The sequence below is a fragment of the Streptomyces sp. NPDC004609 genome (assembly GCF_042873655.1).
Lineage (GTDB): Bacteria > Actinomycetota > Actinomycetes > Streptomycetales > Streptomycetaceae > Streptomyces.
On the sequence record NZ_JBIALS010000002.1, the window covers coordinates 308,594 to 327,332 of the forward strand.

General features: G+C 72.4%; 16 protein-coding genes. 12 read left to right on the plus strand and 4 right to left on the minus strand.

Annotated elements, in window-relative coordinates:
• The first annotated feature begins 23 nt into the window (after window positions 1-23).
• The gene (locus tag ACFYT4_RS03165; protein ID WP_389264698.1) at window positions 24-911 is read left to right on the plus strand and encodes a hypothetical protein; all 888 of its coding nucleotides are present in this window, start codon (window positions 24-26) and stop codon (window positions 909-911) included.
• A gap of 107 nt (window positions 912-1,018) precedes the next feature.
• On the opposite strand, the gene ACFYT4_RS03170 is transcribed toward ACFYT4_RS03165, so the two are convergent.
• Both ACFYT4_RS03170 and ACFYT4_RS03175 read right to left on the minus strand, forming a co-directional pair.
• The gene (locus ACFYT4_RS03170; protein ID WP_389264699.1) at window positions 1,019-1,810 is read right to left on the minus strand and encodes a crotonase/enoyl-CoA hydratase family protein; all 792 of its coding nucleotides are present in this window, start codon (window positions 1,808-1,810) and stop codon (window positions 1,019-1,021) included.
• Window positions 1,807-3,339 (minus strand): class I adenylate-forming enzyme family protein, encoded by a 1,533-nt coding sequence (locus tag ACFYT4_RS03175; protein WP_389264701.1) that lies wholly within the window; start codon window positions 3,337-3,339, stop codon window positions 1,807-1,809. The genes ACFYT4_RS03170 and ACFYT4_RS03175 overlap by 4 nt, the downstream gene beginning before the upstream one ends.
• Window positions 3,340-3,418: 79 nt before the next feature.
• Between ACFYT4_RS03175 and ACFYT4_RS03180 the strand changes: the two genes are divergently transcribed.
• From ACFYT4_RS03180 to ACFYT4_RS03205, 6 genes are all read left to right on the plus strand, one after another.
• Window positions 3,419-4,009 (plus strand): TetR/AcrR family transcriptional regulator, encoded by a 591-nt coding sequence (locus ACFYT4_RS03180; protein ID WP_389264703.1) that lies wholly within the window; start codon window positions 3,419-3,421, stop codon window positions 4,007-4,009.
• Window positions 4,010-4,357: 348 nt separating this feature from the next.
• Entirely contained in the window at window positions 4,358-5,482 is a 1,125-nt protein-coding gene (gene pstS / locus ACFYT4_RS03185) for a phosphate ABC transporter substrate-binding protein PstS (RefSeq protein WP_389264705.1), read from the plus strand.
• Between the two features lie 574 nt (window positions 5,483-6,056).
• Entirely contained in the window at window positions 6,057-7,307 is a 1,251-nt protein-coding gene (locus ACFYT4_RS03190; RefSeq protein WP_389264706.1) for a nucleotide sugar dehydrogenase, read from the plus strand.
• A 47-nt stretch (window positions 7,308-7,354) separates the two neighbouring features.
• Complete coding sequence (locus tag ACFYT4_RS03195; RefSeq protein WP_389264708.1) at window positions 7,355-7,528, plus strand: hypothetical protein; 174 nt, start codon at window positions 7,355-7,357, stop codon at window positions 7,526-7,528.
• Window positions 7,525-9,189 (plus strand): glycosyltransferase, encoded by a 1,665-nt coding sequence (locus ACFYT4_RS03200; protein WP_389264710.1) that lies wholly within the window; start codon window positions 7,525-7,527, stop codon window positions 9,187-9,189. The genes ACFYT4_RS03195 and ACFYT4_RS03200 overlap by 4 nt, the downstream gene beginning before the upstream one ends.
• Before the next feature lie 236 nt (window positions 9,190-9,425).
• Window positions 9,426-9,557: a hypothetical protein gene (locus ACFYT4_RS03205; protein ID WP_389264712.1), complete on the plus strand. Its 132-nt coding sequence runs from the start codon at window positions 9,426-9,428 to the stop codon at window positions 9,555-9,557.
• 105 nt (window positions 9,558-9,662) lie between these two features.
• Here the strand turns inward: ACFYT4_RS03205 and ACFYT4_RS03210 are convergent, their stop codons facing one another.
• Complete coding sequence (locus tag ACFYT4_RS03210) at window positions 9,663-10,718, minus strand: SGNH/GDSL hydrolase family protein (protein ID WP_389264713.1); 1,056 nt, start codon at window positions 10,716-10,718, stop codon at window positions 9,663-9,665.
• A gap of 176 nt (window positions 10,719-10,894) precedes the next feature.
• Here ACFYT4_RS03210 and ACFYT4_RS03215 point away from each other — a divergent pair, with 176 nt between their 5' ends.
• Entirely contained in the window at window positions 10,895-11,794 is a 900-nt protein-coding gene (locus ACFYT4_RS03215; RefSeq protein ID WP_389264714.1) for a DNA ligase, read from the plus strand.
• Between the two features lie 94 nt (window positions 11,795-11,888).
• Here ACFYT4_RS03215 and ACFYT4_RS03220 read toward each other — a convergent pair whose 3' ends face one another.
• Window positions 11,889-13,340 (minus strand): MATE family efflux transporter, encoded by a 1,452-nt coding sequence (locus tag ACFYT4_RS03220; RefSeq protein WP_389264715.1) that lies wholly within the window; start codon window positions 13,338-13,340, stop codon window positions 11,889-11,891.
• Between the two features lie 445 nt (window positions 13,341-13,785).
• Here ACFYT4_RS03220 and ACFYT4_RS03225 point away from each other — a divergent pair, with 445 nt between their 5' ends.
• From ACFYT4_RS03225 to ACFYT4_RS03240, 4 genes are read left to right on the plus strand one after another with little or no spacing between them, the layout of a single operon-like run.
• Entirely contained in the window at window positions 13,786-15,342 is a 1,557-nt protein-coding gene (locus tag ACFYT4_RS03225) for an ABC transporter substrate-binding protein (RefSeq protein ID WP_389264717.1), read from the plus strand.
• Window positions 15,327-16,346 (plus strand): ABC transporter permease, encoded by a 1,020-nt coding sequence (locus ACFYT4_RS03230; protein ID WP_389264719.1) that lies wholly within the window; start codon window positions 15,327-15,329, stop codon window positions 16,344-16,346. The genes ACFYT4_RS03225 and ACFYT4_RS03230 overlap by 16 nt, the downstream gene beginning before the upstream one ends.
• Window positions 16,343-17,188 carry an ABC transporter permease subunit gene (locus ACFYT4_RS03235; protein ID WP_389264720.1) on the plus strand — a complete coding sequence of 282 codons (846 nt, stop codon included), beginning with the start codon at window positions 16,343-16,345 and terminating at the stop codon, window positions 17,186-17,188. The genes ACFYT4_RS03230 and ACFYT4_RS03235 overlap by 4 nt, the downstream gene beginning before the upstream one ends.
• The gene (locus tag ACFYT4_RS03240) at window positions 17,185-18,738 is read left to right on the plus strand and encodes an ABC transporter ATP-binding protein (protein ID WP_389264722.1); all 1,554 of its coding nucleotides are present in this window, start codon (window positions 17,185-17,187) and stop codon (window positions 18,736-18,738) included. The genes ACFYT4_RS03235 and ACFYT4_RS03240 overlap by 4 nt, the downstream gene beginning before the upstream one ends.
• Window position 18,739: the final 1 nt, after the last annotated feature.

Sequence of the window (18,739 nt, forward strand, 5' to 3'; positions counted from 1 at the left end):
GGCCCGGCCGGTTGAATCGCCGGGTGATCGAGATCGGTGTGGACCTGGGCGTCGTCACGGCCCCCTCGGGTGTGCTCGTGCTCGGGATGGCGGGCTGGATCGACCACTGGGCCCGGGTCGGCCCGCCCCTGTCCGAACGGGCCGCGGCCGCGCCGGGTGGCGGCGGTCATCTGCACGAGCCGGCCGGGGGCCGTCCTCAGGAGTGGTTGTGCGAGGCGGTCGCGGTACCGGCGGCCGCCGACCGGCCGCTGCGGGTACGGGCCGCCGCGTCGCCCTCGCCCTTCGACGGCGGCCCGACGATCGCCGTCCTGGAAACGGACCTCGGCCTGCCCTGGCCGCCCACCGCCGCGGACGGCCGGCCCGTGCTGCTCGGGGACCTGCCGGTCGACCGGTGCGGCATGGTGCTCGGTGACGCCTCGGCCCTGGACTCCTTCACCGGTGAACACGGCGAGTCGTCCGACGGGCTGGCCGATGTCGCCTACTGGGGCAAGCACGCGGAGGCCGTCTACGCGAAGTTCGGCGGGGACCGGGTCACCGGGCACAGCGGTGACGCGACGCACGGGTGGCCCGATGTGCCCGTGGCGAAGGCGGAGGCGCTCGCGGAGACCATCCGGGCCTGGGCCAGGCATGTCACCGGGGCTGACGGTCTGACGGTGGTGGTCGACCTCCACACCCACGCCCACCGGCTCCACCGCGCGGGCCGGGCCCACCCCCTGCTGGCCGGCGTCGTCGAGGTGGCCGGATGCCCGGTCCTGGGTCTCGGGTGGGACAGCGGCGACCACTCGATGCGGCACCGGGGCGAGCGGCGCTCCGGCCATGTCTACCCCGTCACCCTCGAAGCCTCCCCCGGCGGCGGAACGGTGCTGCGCTGGACCATCCCGCCCTACGAACCCCCGCAGCCGGACAGCTGACGCACCCGGCACGGGCCTCCCGGGCGCCGGAGCCCGCCCGGCCGACCGGGACCCCACGGACAAACGGGCCCTCGCCCGGGAGCCCGGGCCGGCACGGCCGGGCCCGGCTACAGGCCGTCGAAGGAGCCGTGGCGGCCCGCGCCGCCCGCGAACCGGTCCGCACCCGACCGGGTCTCGCCCGCGGCGAGCGGCACCAGCCCGTGGCGGTACTCCGCCGCCAGCGCCTCCGGCTCCCCCAGACCGTGCTGTTCCCGCGCCGACATCCGGTCGCTGCGCAGGCACAGCTGGGGAAACGCGGCGATCTCACGGGCGAGTCGTTCCGCTGCTGCCCGGGAGCCGCCCGGGGGCACCAGACGGTTGGCGAGCCCCATCTCGTACGCCTCCTTCGCGGGCACGGGCCGCCCGGTGAGGATCATGTCCATGGCGCGGCTCTCGCCGATCAGCCGGGGCAGCCGGACGGTGCCGCCGTCCACCAGGGGGACACCCCAGCGGCGGCAGAACACACCGAACACGGCGTCCTCCTCCACGACCCGCAGATCGCACCAGGCGGCCAGCTCCAGACCCCCGGCCACCGCGTGCCCGGCGACCGCGGCGACGACCGGCTTGGTCAGCCGCATCCGGGTGGGTCCCATCGGCCCGTCGCCCTCGGCGAGCACCCGATTGCCGCGGTCGGTGCCGATCGCCTTGAGATCGGCACCGGCGCAGAAGGTGCCGCCCTCGCCCCAGAGCACGGCGACGGCCGCGTCCGGATCGGCCTCGAACCGCCGGAAGGCGTCGGCGAGCAGCGCGGCGGTGGGGCCGTCGACGGCGTTGCGTACGGCGGGCCGGGAGAGGACGACGGTGAACACCGGGCCGTCGCGCTCCACCCGTACCGCGGGGCCCTCGTTGCGGGTGCTCATCCCTTGCCCTCCCACAGGGGGTCGCGCAGCGCCCGCCGGAGGATCTTGCCGACCGGGGAGTACGGAATCGTGTCGACGAAGTGCACGGCCTTGGGCACCTTGTACCCCGCCAGCCGGGCCCGTACGTGGTCGCGGAGCGCCGCCTCGGTGGTCTCGGCGCCCGGCCGGAGGGTGACGAAGGCGGTGACGGCCTCCACCCAGGTCGGGTCCGGCGCGCTGACGACGGCGCACTGGGCGACGGCGGGGTGGGAGGTGAGGACGTCCTCCACCTCACGGGGGTAGACGTTGTAGCCGCCTGTGATGATCATGTCGCTGCTGCGGTCGACGAGATGCAGATAGCCCCGCTCGTCGAGGCGTGCGAGGTCCCGGGTGCGGATCCAGCCGTCCGGGGTGAGGCTCTGCGCGGTCAGTTCGGGCGCGTTGTAGTAGCCCGCCATGGCGAACGGGGCCTTGACCCGCACCTCACCGATCTCGCCGGGAGCGACCCGGGTCCCGTCCTCGTCGGTGAGGACCAGTTGCGCGTCGATGACGGGGTGCCCGGCGGCGCCGAGGAGTTCACCGCCCTCCGCGTGGTCGTCCCGGTCCAGGACCGCGAGGCACAAAGGAGCCTCGGTCTGGCCGAAGTACTGGACGAACCTGGGCCCCCACGCGTCCAGCGCGTGCTCGATGAGCGGGCGGGGCATGGGGCTCGCCCCGTAGACGACGGTGTGCAGCCGGCCGAGGTCGGCGCCCTCGGCCTTTCCTCCGGCGAAGAGCATGCCCAGCATGGTCGGTACGAGATTGACGGCGGTGACTCCGTAGCGCGGGATGGCCGCGAGGTAGGCGTCGGGCTCGAAGCCGGTGAGCACCGCGGACGCGGCACCGCGCACCCAGTACGGGAGGACGAAGGTGCCGCTGGCGTGGATCAGTGAGGCCGCGTGCAGCATCACGTCGTCACGGCCGGGCGAGACCAGATTGGCGAGGATGTTCGCGGTGATCGCGGCATAGCTCGCCTGGGTGTGCTGCGCGGCCTTGAGCGTGCCGGTGGTGCCCGAGGTGTAGAGGATCAGGATCACGTCGTCGGGCTCGGCGTACCGCATGGGGTCGGCCGGACTGGCCTCCCGCATGGCGGCCGTCAGATCGAGGTCGCCCGTGTCCCCGGAGGGTCCGAGGCAGGCGAGGGTCAGTCCGGGCACGGCGGCCCTGAGCTCCTGGGCGCGTTCGCTCAGCTCGGGCCCGTACACGAGGAGGGAGACCCCGGTGTCCTGGAGCATCCGGGTGTGCTCGGCGAGGGAGAGCCGGCCGTTGAGCGGGACCCGTGCCGCGCCCGCCTTGAGGCAGGCGAAGTCGACGGAGACGGACCACAGTCCGTTGCCGAGGAGGAGACCCACTCGGTCTCCGCGGCCGGTGCCGAGTCCGGTGAGGACGTGGGAGAGCCGGTTGGCGGCCTCGTCGACCTCGGCGTAGGTGAGGGATCGGTTGTCGAAGTACAGGGCGGTTCGTCCGGAGAAGCGCGCAGCGCCCAGGCGGACCAGGTCTACGGCAAGCATGCTGCGGACGATAGCCGCGAAACATACAGTCCGTCTAGACGGTTTGTTGTTTTACTCCGGGTTGCCGTACCGTCGGCCCATGTCCGCCACCCGACGCACTCAGCGGCAACGCCGGGAGGAGACGCGCCAGCGCCTCCTCGACGCCACGATCGACTGCCTGGTCGAGCACGGCTTCGCGGGCACCACCACCCAGCGGGTCCAGGAGCGGGCCGGGATCTCCCGGGGCGCGCTGCTGCACCACTTCGCCTCCAAGGCGGACCTCCTGACGGCCGCGACCCACCATGTCGCCGAACTGCGGCTGGCCCGGCTCCACGAGGAGGCCGACACCGGCGGACGGACCCGCGCGGAGGGACTCGCCCTGCTGCGGAACGCGATGTCGGGCCCGCACTTCCTCGCCGGGCTGGAGCTGTGGCTGGCCGCCCGGACCGACCCCCACCTCAAGGCCGCCCTCCTCCCGGCCGAGCGCGAGGTGGGCGCGGCCCAGCGCGAGGTGCTCGCCAAGCTGTTCGGGCCGGAGGTGACCGCACGCGAGGACTTCGCCCTGCTCTGCGAGTCCCTGCTGGTCCTGCACCGCGGCCTGGCTCTGACGAGCGTCCTGCGTGACGACCCGGAATTCGAGGACCGCCTGCTGGGCCTGTGGGCGGACCGGTTCCTGGGCACCGCTCCGTAACAGCCCTCACCTCCGGCGCAGCCGGGACGGACCGCCGCGGGAGCGTCCCGCCGGCGGAACCCGGGGCGGGTCCGCGCGGCCTCCCGGTCCGCACCCCGCGCCCGCCGCGGACACTCCCGCCGTACGGCCATCCCGCCGGGCATCTCCCCCGCCGGGCGCCTCCGCGCTCCCCGCGCGGCTCGCCGCCCGGCCCCACCCCCACACCGCCGGAGCGCCCGCACGCCCCGGAACGCAACCCCCCTGCCGCCCCGGCGATTTCAGAAAGACCACTGATGTTCACCTGCGCGCTACCCCACAATCGCCCGGCATGACCGAGCATCTATGCCCTGACCTGCTGGGAGGGATCACATGGAGCAGCACCGGCACAACCGGCGCAGACGTCTGTTCGGATCGGTCGGTTCGGCGGTGGCCGCTGCTTTACTCCTCTCGGCATGCGGACTCTGGAGCGACGACGGCGAACCGGCGCCCGCCCCCACGGCGGCGAGCTCGATCTCCTGTGCGCCACAGGGGCAGTTGGCGGCCTCCGGGTCCACGGCTCAGCAGAACGCCATGAAGCACTGGATGGAGGAGTACCAACAGGCCTGCCCGGGGGTGAAGATCCGGTACGTGCCCATCGGTTCGGGGGGCGGCGTGTCCCAGTTCCTGCGGGGTGCGACCGTCCTGGGCGGGACGGACAGCACACTCAAGACCGACGAGATCGAGGACTCCCGTGAGGTGTGCCGTGGAGGCCGGGCCATCGATCTGCCCATGGTGGGCGGACCGATCGCCATCGGCTACAACCTCACGGGTGTGGAGAACCTGGTGCTCGATGCCGAGACCCTGGCGAGGATCTTCGACTCGAAGATCGACACCTGGAACGATCCCGCGATAGCGCGTCTGAATCCCGGGGTCCGACTGCCCTCGGCCCCCATCGTCGCGGTCCACCGCTCCGACGAGTCGGGGACGACCCAGAACCTCAACGCCTATCTCAGCGGTGCGGCCCGGGACGTGTGGCCGTACGCGAAGGAGCGGGCGTGGCAGGCCAAGGGGGGCCACTCGGCGGCGGGTTCCGGTGGAGTGGCGTCACAGGTTCGCGCGACCGAGGGCGCCATCGGGTACTTCGAGCTGTCCTTCGCCACGGCGGACGACATCCCCACGGTCCGGCTCGACACCGGGGCACCCGAGCCCGTGACCGTCTCGGCACGGACCGCGTCGGCCGGTATCGCGGCGGCGCGGGTGAGCGGCACAGGCAAGGACATGGGGCTGGAGTTCGACTACCGGACCGGCCTCGCCGACACCTACCCGATCGTTCTCATGACGTATGTCATCGTCTGCGACACGGGAACCCGGCCCGAGGCGCTGCCCGCCCTGAGGTCGTTCCTCGCCTACACCGCGAGTGCCGAGGGCCAGAGCGAGCTGACACGGCTTCACCACGCGCCGCTGCCGGAGAAGGTGGCCGCCCAGGTGCGCGGCGTCATCAGCTCCCTGTCCTGACCCCGTCCCGACGGCTCGCGCCCGACCGGACACCGTGCCCGGCCGCTCCCCCGGACGAGCACACCACCACCGAGGCCGTGGTGGACGACACACAACTGTCGTCCACCACGGCCTCGCTCATGCCCCCGGCAGCCGGCAGCCAGCCCGGGACGCCGGCGGGAACACCGGCCGATTCCGACACCGTCCCGGCACCGCTTTCGCCGCCCGTCGGTGGCGCACCGTCAGCACACGAACCGCCTGCGTCAGAAATCGGCCGCAAAAATGAGAACTACACAACGCCCACATTAGAACAATCCCCATGTGGGTCACGGAAATGCAAAGAGGTCACATGGGTCGCTCACGTTTCGATGAAATCTCAGTAACGCGACAAGGGAGAACCTAAACGCCACATCCCCACGACTTGGGTTTACCCCATGCCAACAAGCGGGATTCCAGCCATTGCTGGGCAACTGACGCACCATGCGGATCGCGTGTACGACAGCGGTCACGCAGGGGAGTTCAGCATGCGTCCGCACCTGCGGGGCGGGCCCCATCCCGCGCACATCCGCCGCACAGCAGAAAGACCTGTACCAACATGAACATCACTGTTCTTGGACAAGGCTACGTCGGGCTTCCACTGGCCATGCGGGCAGCCGAAACCGGGCATAATGTCACCGGCTACGAACCGGATTACGCACGGTGCGCACAGCTTACTTCAGGTGACTCCTATGTGGAAGACATTCCTTCCGCCCGGCTGCGCGAGGCGATCGCCGCCGACACCTACCGGGCCACGGACGATCCCCGCGACCTCAAGGGCTTCGAGATAGCGGTCATCACGGTGCCGACGCCCCTCACCAACCGCGCGCCCGACCTCACCTGCGTACGTGACGCGGCACGCACCGTGTCGTATTACATCGAGCCCGGTTCCACGGTGATCCTCGAATCGACGACGTATCCGGGCACCACACGTGACGTCGTGATTCCTCTCCTGGAAGAGGGTTCCGGTCTGACCGCGGGCAAGGACTTCCACGTCGGCTTCAGCCCGGAGCGCATCGACCCGGGCAACGCCACCTGGCGGTTCGAGAACACCCCCAAGGTGGTCTCCGGACTCACGCCCGCCTGCCTGGAGCGCGTCAAGGCGTTCTACGACAGCCTCGTCGACACGACCGTGTCCGCGTCCGGTCTGGAGGAGGCCGAACTCGCGAAGGTCTTCGAGAACACCTTCCGGCACGTCAACATCGCCCTGGTCAACGAACTCGGCAAGCTCGGGCATCTGCTCGGCGTCGACGTCGGTGACGCGCTCGACTGCGCCGCCACCAAGCCGTTCGGTTTCATGCGCTTCACGCCGGGTCCCGGTGTGGGCGGGCACTGCCTGCCGATCGACCCGGTGTACCTCTCCCACCATGTGCGCCAGCAGCTCGGCGAGACCTTCCGGTTCGTGGAGCTGGCGCAGGAGGTCAACGAGCGGCAGCCCGCGTATGTCGTCGAACGGCTCCAGAGCGCGCTGAACCGCTTCGGCAAGTGCCTCAAGGGCGCCAGGATCCTCGCGCTCGGGCTCACCTACAAGCCCGGCACGGCCGATATGCGGGAGTCCCCGGCCCGCACCGTCGTCGAACTGCTCACCGCCCAGGGCGCCGACTGCACCGTCGTGGACCCCCACCTCACCTCCCACCCGGGCACGCCGTACCTGACCGCGCTCACCGAGCGGGACCTCGCGGGCGCCGACGCCGTGCTGGTCCTGACCGATCACCCCGAGTTCGACTTCGAGACGGTGCGCGACCACGCCGCCTACGTCCTCGACACCCGCCGCGCGGTTCCCGCCGGCGCCCATGTCGAACACCTCTGAAACACCTCCCCCCACAACGACGTACACAGAAAGCAAGTGAGAAACCCATGTCCGAGAATGGTCAGCTCGCCCGCACCGGCTCGGCCGCCGGCGCCATCATCGTCGGCGGGACCGTCATCACCGGCTGGTGGCTCCTCGGCATTGCCGCCCTCGTCGTCTGCGCAGGCGCCGTTCTGATCCGCTTCAGCTTCCGCCGCGACCGCACCGCCGACCAGCGATGAGTTCAAAGGCCCTCGCGGCCCATCCGCACCATTCCGGCACGGTCCTGGTCGGAGGCATCGCGCTCACCGCGGCCGCCGCCTGGGCCGCGCAGCACGCCATCGCCGCGACCCACTACGGCGATGCCACCCGCGGCCGGCTGGGTGTGGTGTGGGCCGTCACCTTCGTTCTTCTGATGGCCCAGACCGTGATGTACCACTTCGACCGGCCCTACCGCGCCACCCCACGTGTCGCGCGCCTGCTGGCCGGCAGACATGTCGCCGTCCTGGTGCCGACGTACAACGAGGACGAGGGCTACCTCCGCATGGGGCTCCAGTCCCTGCTGGACCAGACGAGACTCCCGGACAGTGTGCACATCGTCGATGACGGGTCGACGAGCACCGACTACGCCTCCGTCCGGGCATGGTGGCTCGGTGCCGCCCACGCGGCCGGGATACGGACGACCTGGCAGCGTGTCCCCAACGGCGGCAAGCGCCAGGCCCAGGGTCACGGGGTCCGGGCCAGTCCCGAGGCCGACTTCTATGTGACGCTCGACAGCGACAGCTGTCTGGCGCCCAACGCGATCGAGCAGGTTCTGCTGCCGTTCGGCCGGAAGTCGGTCCAGTCGGTGGCGGGGATCGTCCTGGCCACCAACCACCGGGCCAATCTGCTGTCGCGGATCACCGACCTGTGGCTGCTGACCGGCCAGCTCGTCGACCGGTCGGCGCTGTCCACGGTGGGTGCGGTGCTGGTCAACTCCGGTCCGCTGGCCGCCTATCGCGCGGCCGTGATCCGGGACAACCTCGACGCCTATCTGGGCGAGACGTTCCGGGGCAAGCCCGTTCACCTCTCCGACGACAGCCTCCTCACCCTGTACGCGCTCCTGCGCGGCAAGACCGTCCAGCAGCCGACCGCCGTGGTCTTCTCCGCGATGCCGGAGAAGTTCGGTCATCTGTGCCGCATGTACCTGCGCTGGATGCGCGGATCGACCATCCGCTCGCTGTGGCGCATGCGGTATCTGCCGGTGACCGGCGTGGCCTACTGGATCCATCTGCTGCGCTGGTTCCAGGTCGCCCTGTCGACCTCGGTCCTGGTGTGGCTGCTGGCGGTCGAGCCGCTGAAGTACGGCAACACCCCGGATGCGTCGTTCCTCCTGCTCCCCTTCCTCATCGGCTGGGCGCAGGGCCTGCGGTATCTGAGCATCATCCGCTCCGACGAGCGCATCCGCTCCCGGCTCGTGACCTGGATGCTCATGCCGCTGGGGGTGCTGTTCGCCTGGACCGTCCTGCGCTTCATGCGCTGGTACGGGGCCGCCACCTGCTCCAACACGGGCTGGGGAACCCGGCAGGGCGGGGCGGAGGTCTCGCTCGACGGCGGCGGAAGCAGCGCTCCCGCGGCCGGCATGCCGCCTCCCTACCCACCGGACGCGTACCCGCAGCCGAACGAGAACCAGGCGTACGGGATTCACGCGCCGGACGAGTACGAGCGGCCGTACGGCTATCAGGAGCCGTACGGGCATCCGCAGCAGGACGAGTACCAGGAGCGGTACGGGTACCCCCGGCAGGACGAGTACCAGCGGCCGTCCGGATATGCGGACGAGTACCCGGCCGCGCCCCTCAAGCTCCTCGATCCCCTCACCGGGACCACCCTGGAGGTCCCCGTCCACCGGGCGGGCACCCGCTGAGCCGTCCCGGCCACGGGCCGAGATGACGCAGGGGGCCGGCCCCCGGCAGCCGACCGGACGGCTGCCGGGGGCCGCGTCGTGCCCTCCGGGCCGGGCCGTGCACGCTCGGGCCGCACTCGCCCGGTGGCCGCTTTTCGCCGCTGTGAGCGCCCCCCGCGCGTCAGCGGGTCTCCGGATCGGCGTCATGACTCCGTGACGGCGGCGCACGGGACCTCGACGCGGCGCGCGCCGCCGGGATGCCCGCGCTGCCGTGGATCTCCCTGGCCGCGCTGGGTCTGCTGTCCGCTGCGGCGCTCCACGGGCTGGACCGCACGGGCCGCCTCGCGGCTCCCGTGTCGCCGCCCCGGTCGGAGCTGACGTCGACCTGAGCCGTCCGAGGCGGCCGGAGCCCGTCATCGGTGTCGGCCGACGACGGGCTCCTTCACCGCTCCGTGAGCGGGCGTCGGCTGCTCACCGGTCGCCCCGCGCCCGCATCACGAGGCGATGGTCCGGATCGCCTCCTCCACCAGGGCGGCGGTGTTGGCGTGACCCTCGCTGTTCGGGTGGACGAGGGTCAGCCGGCGCTGCCCCTCGGGCAGTCCGGCGCACAGCGCGTCCAGGTCGATCGGGTGGTCCGACTCCGGCGGCCCGCAGACCCCCTCGACCCACTTCTCGCCCCTCGGCTGACAGACGTCGTGGCCCTTGCTCGATGTGTAGACGTCGACGTACCGGGCGCCGTACGCGGCCGTGCTCCGCTCGATGATCGCGTTCAGCTCCTCGGTCACACCGCGCAGCCAGTCGAGGTCGCCGTGGGTGATCGACCCGAAGAGACCGGCCGAGAAGTGGGTCCGGTCGGTGCGGCTGCACGAGGAGACGTCCGCCGGCACGATCGACGGATAGCCGACGGTGACGAGCTCGGCGCCGGGCGCCTGCCGGGAGACGGCTCCCAGCATGTCGTGGTACTCGCGGGCGAGCCGGGTGTACTTCTCGTCGATGGTCTCCGGGTCGGTGGCCGGAGGGTCGTTCTCGTACGCGTCACGGCAGGGGGTGGCCGTACCGGGCCGGCCGCTGCCCAGCGTGACGCAGTTCAGCAGGACGGTGCCGAACGGCACGCTGTTCCCGCCGACCCCGACCGACACCACGTCCGTGTCCAGACCGGCCGCCTCCACCTGCGGCTTCACCTGCGGCCAGCCGTCCGGCGGCTGATTGCGCCCGATCGGCGTCTGGGGTTCTTCGGCGATATTGGCGATGGTCGCGCCCCCACAGCTGACATCGGCCACCAGGCTGACGGGATGGGCGGGCGGCTCGGCCTCAAGCCGCCGTGAGACGACCTGGGGGTAGGCGTCCCGGGTGCGCTCGCAGCCGTCCGCCTCCCCCTGCTCCGGTCCCGCGAAGATCCCCGCCGTATAGGAGTCGCCGAGGGCGACCCACTCCAACTCGCCCTGAGCGGTGGCGGTCGGGGAGACCAGTCCGAGCGTCACCGCCGCGACCGCACCCAGCACACGAGCCGCACGGTCCTGCAAAATCTCATCGTCACTCCTCATGGGCATCGGAGGGAGCTTCTACCCGCCCCTCGCACACGCTAAGTGACGCAATGATCACCATGAGTGTCCGGTCCGGTAAACCCCTCCCACGAGGGTCGCCGCCCGCACGCCCGTTGACGTGCGGGCCGCCCTCGCGGCGCCCTCCCCTCGCACACGGGCCGCAGCGGGTCGAGTCTGGCGGTATGGATGACAACACGCCGGAGGTGGTCCTGCGGCCTCCCGTCGATGTGATGCGCCCGAGGTCCGTGGACGAGATCCCCGCGCCGGCCGGGGCACCCGGCGGGCTGCAGTACTCCCTCAAGCTCGACGGTTTCCGCGCCCTCGCCTTCGTCCTCGGCGGCGGCCGGGTCGTCCTCCAGTCGCGCTCACGCCGCGACCTCGCCCCGGACTTCCCCGAGATCGCCGCCCATCTGCGGGAGAACCTGCCGCCGGGCACCGTGCTCGACGGTGAGCTGTGCGCGTTCCGGGAAGGCCGGCTGAGCTTCACCGATCTGCTGCGGTCCCACGCCGACCGGGTGCGGTCGGGGGTCCCGGTGTCCTACATCGCGTTCGACGTCCTCGCCGTCCCCGGCCGGGACACCCGGGCCCTGTCCCTGGAGAAGCGCTGGGAGCTGCTCGGGGCCGCGCTGCACGACGTCGGGCCGCCGCTCCAGCGTGTGCTGGCGACGACGGACGAGGAGACCGCCCGGACCTGGTTCCACGACATGAGGGCCGTGGGCGTGGAGGGAATCGTGGCCAAGTCGCTGGCCTCGGCCTACCGGCCGGGATCCACCTGGGCCTGGCGCAAGATCCGTCATACGGACACCCTGGACGGCACACTCCTCGGCGTGTTCGGCCCGCCGGAGCGGCCCCGGGCGCTCCTGGTCGAACTCCCCGGCGGCCGGACCCTGCGGACCTCGCCCCGGCTGAGCGCCGTGCAGTCACGGCAGATCGCCGGACTGGTCCACGATCGCCTGGGCGGCACGGCGGAGCACCCCGACGGCCCCGTACGGATGCTCGCCGAAACGCTCCCCGTCGAACTCCTCCAGGCGTCCGGCCGCCAGGAAACCGCCCGCTTCGTCCGCGTACGCTCCGACGGCTGACCGGGCCGGGGCGGGGCCTTGAAGGCGCTGACCGGCCAGGGAGGCGGGTCTTGAAGGCGCTGACCAGCAGGGGCGCATGATCGCGCCGGAGGTGTCAGGCCGGTGCCGCCGCCGGTGCGGAGCCGGAGCGGAGGGTGAGGGCGGCGGAGTAGCGGCGCAGCAGGAGGACGGCGGTGGCGGCGAGGCCGGTGAGCAGGCCGAGCCAGATGCCGAGGGTGTCGAGTCCCAGGGGGTGGGCGAGCAGCCAGGCGGCGGGGAGCCCGACGGCCCAGTAGCCGACGAGGGTGATCCGGAAGCCGCTGCGGGTGTCGTCCAGCCCCCGCAGCAGTCCGACGCCGATGTTCTGCGCGCAGTCGAAGAACTGGAGGAGGGCGGTGACCGTCAGGAGCTGGGTCGCGATGGTGAGGGCCCGGTCGGAGCCGGAGTCGAGGAAGGGCGCCAGAACCAGGTGCGGCACCGCGAGATACACGATGCCGACGACCGTCATCACGGCGCCGGCGCAGGCGAGCACGGTGTTCTTGATACGGCGGGCCTGCTCGGTGCGGCCGAGGGCGAGTTCCCGGCTGACGTTGATGGACGCGGCGTGCGAGAGACCGACGGCGACCTGGAACACGATGTAGACGAGCTGGTTGACGGCTGTGTGGGCGGCGAGGGCGGCGGTTCCGAAGGATCCGGCCATCAGGGCGGTGACGGAGAAGAACCCCGCCTCCGAGCCGTAGGTCAGCGCGATCGGCGCTCCGAGCCCGACCAGCCGCCGGGCGATGGCGGGGTCGGCCTTGAAGGGGTTCAGGGCGAGCAGCGGCGCCAGTTCGCGGTCCCGCTTCGCCAGCAGGTAGAGGGCCGCGAAGGACAGCAGATGGACGGTGGAGGTGGCGGCGCCGATGCCGGTGAGTCCCAGGCGGGGCGCGCCCCAGGTGCCGTGGATGAGGACCCAGTTCAGTCCGGCGTTCACGGCGACCGACGCCAGCGTGATGTGCAGCAGCGCCTGGGGGCGGCGCATCCCGATGGTGAACTGCCGCACGACCTGGAACCACAGACACGGCAGCAGTCCGGGCGCCAGGGCCAGCAGCATCGACCGGGCGCTGTCGACGACTTCGGCGTCCTGCCCGAGCCAGACCAGCGCCCGGCCGATGAGGATCATGAGGAGGGCCCCGGCGATGCCGGCGATGGTGGCCACCGCCATGCTCGCGCGGACGATGGCCCGGACTTCGTCGTGCGCTCCCCCGCCGCCGTCACCCCCCTCGGTGCCCTGCCCGGCACCGTGACCGCGTCCGCCGGTGCCGCCCCCGGACGCGGTGGACCGCTCGGCGCGGGCCGACGCGGCGGCGATCCGGTTGCCGACGGAGGTGACCAGGCCGACGCCCATGGTGCGTAGCTGGGTGAAGACGACGAGGGCCAGCCCGCCGGCGGCCAGTTCACGGGTGCCGAGCAGGCCCATCATGACGGTGTCGGTGGTGGTCAGGGCGACCTGGGCGAGCTGGGTGAGGACGAGCGGAACCGCGAGGGTGGCCAGCGCGCGGCTGTCGCGCAGAAGTGTGGTCGGCATGGGGTCATCGGTTCCCGCGGTGCGCGGTGGGGAGTTGCTCCCCCGACGGCCCGTGCCCGAGCGCCCGTCCGCGGGCGGGCGCGTCCCCAAGCGCCCGCCCGTGCCCGTACGGGAGTCCGTGTCCGGCCGTGCACCCGGTCGGGGACATCGCGGGCTCGCGTCGGGCGGTGGGGAGCGTGCGGGACATCGGGCACCTTCCGGTGGGGACTTCGCAGAGGTGGCGAGCGGCGCGCTCTCCGCCGCCGGGGACGGGGGTGACCCTAGCCGGGCCGCACGACAGCGGAACCGGACGGGTCGGGAGCAGGGCACCGAGACCGGCCATCACGCCCCCGTACATCCGGAAACCCCCCTCCACGGCCGGGAATCCCCTCGGTGGTCGCACAGAGGAACCCTATATTAGGGTAGCCAAACCTAAGCGTCCCCATGGTTGCGAAACGGATCGAGGATGTACGTGACAGTCAACAGGCGCCAGTTGCTCCGGGCCGGCGGGGCGATAGGTATGACGGCCCTTCTCGCCGCCTGTTCCGGGGACGGGGACACCGCGACCGGGCCCGCGGGTGCGGGCGGCGAGCCCCGGAAGGGCGGCACGCTCCGCGTCGGCGCCCTCGGCCGCGCCTCCGCCATCACCCGGGACCCGCACGGCACCCAGGCCAACGAGAGCGACTACCTCGTCATCTCGCTGGTCCACGACACCCTCACCGTCCCCGGCGCCCGGCCGAACACCGCCCCGCGCCTGGCCTCCCGCTGGGAGTCGTCCAAGGACCTCAGGACCTGGCGCTTCACCCTCGCGAAGGGCGCCGTCTTCCACGACGGCACCCCGGTCACCGCCGAGGACGTCGTCTGGTCGCTGCGCCGGCTGCGCGCCACCCCTTCCGGGGCCTCGCGCCTGCCCGGTGTCACGGCGGGGAACATCAGGGCCGAGGGCACCGGGACCGTCGTCCTGGTCTCCGACTACCCCAACGCCGAACTGCCCATGCTCACCCGTATGACCACGTTCGTCCTCAAGAAGGGCACCACGGACAAGGAGCTGGACAAGGCGCCCGGGACGGGCCCGTTCAAGCTGGAGTGGTTCCGCTCCGGCAACGCACGGCTCGTGCGCAACGAGGACTGGTACGGCGGGGAGGTGCTCCTCGACGCCATCGAGGTCAAGATCTTCGAGTCGCCGCAGGCCATGTCCAACGCCCTGCTCGCGGGACAGATCGACGTCGCCTCCAACGTCGGCGCGGTCGCGGCCCGTACGGCCGAGAAGCGCAAGGACATCCGGATCGTCCGCCGCCCGGGCGACATGGCGATGCCGGTCGTGATGCGTACGTCCTCCGGACCCTTCGCCGACCCCAGAGTGCGCGAGGCCCTGCGGCTGGCCGTGGACCGCGAGGCCATGGTGGAGCAGGTCCTGTCCGGCTACGGAACCGTCGGCAACGACATCCTCGGCACCGGCGACCCGTCCTACGCGAAGAGCATCCCCCAGCGCACCCGTGATCTGGCCAGGTCCCGGGCGCTGCTGAAGGAGGCCGGTTTCGACACCTCGAAGACCTACCGCCTGACGACCACGGAGGACATCGCCGGACTGGCCGAGTCCGCGACCCTGCTGGCCACCCAGCTCCGGGAGGCGGGGGTGAAGATCGAGGTCGTCAAGCAGGAGTCCGCCACCTTCTGGGACCGGACCTGGCTCAAGGGCGATCTGTACACCACGTACTGGGGCACCAACGACTCCGTCGTCTTCTTCGCCAGCAAGACCATGGTCTCCGACTCCGCCACCAATGAGTCCGCCTGGAAGAACAACGCCTTCGACACGGCGTACCGCAAGGCCCTGAGCACCGGCGACGCCGCCCAGCGGGCCTCGGTGCTGCGGGAGTTGCAGCAGATCCAGCACGACGCGTCCGGCTACCTCCTGTGGGGCGTGGCCGACGGTATCGATCTGGCCGCCGCGCCGGTGCGCGGCCTGCCCACTCTGCCCGGCTACGGACGTGTGCAGCTGGAACGGGCATGGCTGGCCCGCTGAGCGGTACGGCGACGAGTCCCCCGGCCGGGCCGGACGCGGCGATCCGCCGTCCGGCCCGGCGGCTGCTGTCCGGGGCGCTCCGGCTCACCGGGCTGGTGGCCCGCCGGCTGCTGCTGCTGGCCGTCCTGCTCGCCGCGGTCTTCGCCGCCGTCGAACTGCTGCCGGGGGACGCGGCGTCCGCCACCTCGGAGCGCGGCGAGAGCGCGGCCGACCGGGAGCGGCGGCGTGTCCTGCTGGGCCTCGACCGCCCGGTCGCGACGCGTTTCGCCGAATGGATGACGGGGCTTCCGACCGGTGATCTCGGCACCACCGCCCGTGGGGAGCCGGTCGCCGAGCTGCTGGCCCGCCCGTTCCCCAACACGCTGCTGCTGGGCGGGATCGCGCTGCTGGTCACGCTGGCCGCCTCGGTCGCGCTGGGCTGCTGGGCGGCGCTCAGGCCGGGCGGCAGGACCGATCGCGCGGTCTCGGCGACCGCGACCGGAGTGCTGGCGCTGCCCGAGTTCGTCGTCGCGGTCGCGCTGGTCCTCGTGTTCGCCCTGTGGACGGGCTGGCTGCCCGCCGTCACCCTCACCGGACCGGACGGCTCACCGGCCGACTGGACCATGCTCGTCCTGCCCGTGCTGGCCCTGTCGATCCCGCAGATCGGCTGGAACACCCGTATCGTGCGCGCCGCGCTCGCCGACGAGGCCAGGGCCCCGCATGTGGAGACCGCCGTGATCGACGGGCTGCCCCGCCATCGCATCCTGACCCACCATCTGCTGCCCGGCGCGATGCCCACCGTCGCGGCGGGCATCGCCACCTCGACCGGAATGCTGCTGGGCGGCGCGGTCGTGGTGGAGACCGTCTTCAACTACCCGGGTATCGGCTCGGTTCTCGCCGGAGCGGTCACCGACCGGGACGGCCCGCTCGTCGCCGCCGTCGTCGCCGTCACCGGAGCCGTGATCACCGGCGTGCTGCTGCTCGCCGATCTGGTACGGGCCCGGGCCTCGGGAGGCCGTGTATGACCGCCGTGACCGCCTTCGGGCAGTCCGTACGCCTGCCGCGCCGTGCGACCGTGCTGCGCACCGCGCCCGCGCTGCTGCTCGTCGCCCTCGCCGTCGCCGGACCGCGGCTCGCGCCGCACGCCGTCGACACCCCCGTCACCGCCCCCTACGCCGCACCGGGCGGCGCCGCGCCGCTCGGCGGCGACCAGCTCGGCCGGGACGTGCTCAGCCGGCTGCTGGCCGGCGGCCGGGAACTCGTCGTCACCTCCCTGCTCGTCACCTTCCTCGTCGTCGCGGTGGCGGCGCTGCTCGGTGCGATCGCCGCCCTGCGCCCGGCGATCGGGCGGATCGTTGAGCGGTCGGCGGACGTCCTGATGCTGCTCCCCGCCGTGCTCGGCATTCTCCTGATCACCCTGTCGTGGCCGGGCGGCGGCCGCTTCGCGGTGGTCGCCGCGGCCGTCGCCATGGGTGTGCCGTACGCGGTGCGCGTCGTCGCCGGGGCCGCGGCGCCGGTCGCGGCCTCCGGCTACGTGGAGGCGGCCGCCGTCGGCGGGGAGCGGCTGTGGCACCTGGTCGTCCGCGAGGTCCTGCCCAATCTGCGGGCCACGCTTCTCGCGCTGTTCGGGCTGCGGTTCGTCGCCGCCGTGTACGTCGTCGCCACCGCGGGCTTCCTCCAGGTCGGCCCCCAGCCGCCGGCGGCCGACTGGGCGCTGATGATCCGTGAGAACGGGGGCGGGATCCTGCTCAACCCCTGGGCGGTCCTGGCCCCCGGCATCGCCGTCGGCGTGCTGGCGATGAGCGTCAACCTGGCCGTCTCGGCCCTCGTCCCGGAGTCCGGCCGGAAAGCGGTGACCGCGCTGTGAACCACATGCCCCAGTGGTACCCCGAGGGCCAGGTGCCCCTGTCCGCCGTGGCGGTGAGCGTCGAGGGACTGACGATCGCCGGTCCGGACGGCCGACTGCTGCTGGACGGCGGCCGGATGGAGCTCCGTCCGGGCCGTGTCACCGCGCTCACGGGTGTCTCGGGCAGCGGCAAGACCACCCTGCTGCGGGCCGTCGCCGGGGCGCTGCCACCGGGAGCCCACCGTACGGAGGGACGGGTCGAGGTCCTCGGCCGGGACGTCCTGGCGCTGGATCCGTCCGAACTGCGCGCCCTGCGCCGCCATCGTCTGGCCTATCTGGGGCAGGACCCGGGATCGGGCCTCAACCCCCGGATGAGGGTGCGGCGTCTGCTCGCCGAGGTCGCCGTGGACAGCGGCGCCGAAGCGCTGCGCGCGCTGCTGGCCGAGGTCCGGCTGCCGTCGGACGGCGGTTTCCTGGGGCGCCGCACCACCGAGCTGTCGGGCGGGCAGCAGCGGCGGGTCGCCCTGGCCCGGGCGCTGGCGCGCCACCCCGCGGTCCTGCTGCTCGACGAACCGACGGCCGGACTCGACCCCGAACTGTGCGACGAGATCGCCGGGCTCCTGCGCCACCTGGCCCGCAGCCACCGGCTGGCCGTCGCCCTGTCGTGCCACGACGGCGAGCTGGTGTCGCGGCTTGCGGACGACGTGGTGGACCTGTCACCGGACGCACGCACCCCCCTGCCGGCGCCGGGCGCCGCCGACCGGCCGCCGTCCTCTCCCGGGCCTCCCGTGCTGGCCGCGTCCGGTCTCCACGCCGCGTTCGTCCGGCGGGGCCGGAGCGTTCCCGTGCTGCACGGCATCGATCTGACCGTGGCCGCGGGATCGGGCACCGGCATCGTGGGCGCCTCCGGCTCGGGCAAGACCACCCTGGTACGGGTCGTCGCCGGGCTGCACCGCCCCACCGCCGGTACGGTGAGTCTCGGCGGAGCCCTCCTCGCGCCCGCCGCGCACCGGCGCACCCGCGAACAGCGCCGCCGGCTCCAGTACGTACCGCAGGATCCGCTGGGCACGCTTAATCCGAGCCGGACCGTCGGCGCGGCGATCGGACGCCCGCTGCGGCTGCACCGGCGGGCCTCCCGGTCGCAGGCGCCCGAGAGGGTGCTGGAACTGCTCGACCGGGTCGGCCTGCCCGCCGCCTTCGCCGACCGCTACCCCCGGGAGCTCTCCGGCGGCCAGCGCCAGCGCGCCTCCATCGCCCGCGCCCTGGCGGCCGACCCCGATGTGCTGATCTGCGACGAGGTGACCTCCGCCCTCGACTCCCGGACGGCGGGCGCGATCATGGACCTGCTGGAGGAACTCAGGGACACCCGGGGACTCGCGCTGGTCCACATCAGCCATGATCTCCGGCTGGTCGCGAGCCGTACCGACACCCTGGTCGTACTGTCGGACGGCCGGGCGGTCGAATCGGGCCCCACCGCACGGCTTTTTGCCGCTCCGGCCCATCCCGTGACGACTTCCCTGGTGGCCGCGAGGCCCGCCTTCTCCGCGCGTTCACGCGCTCCGCTGGCGTGAA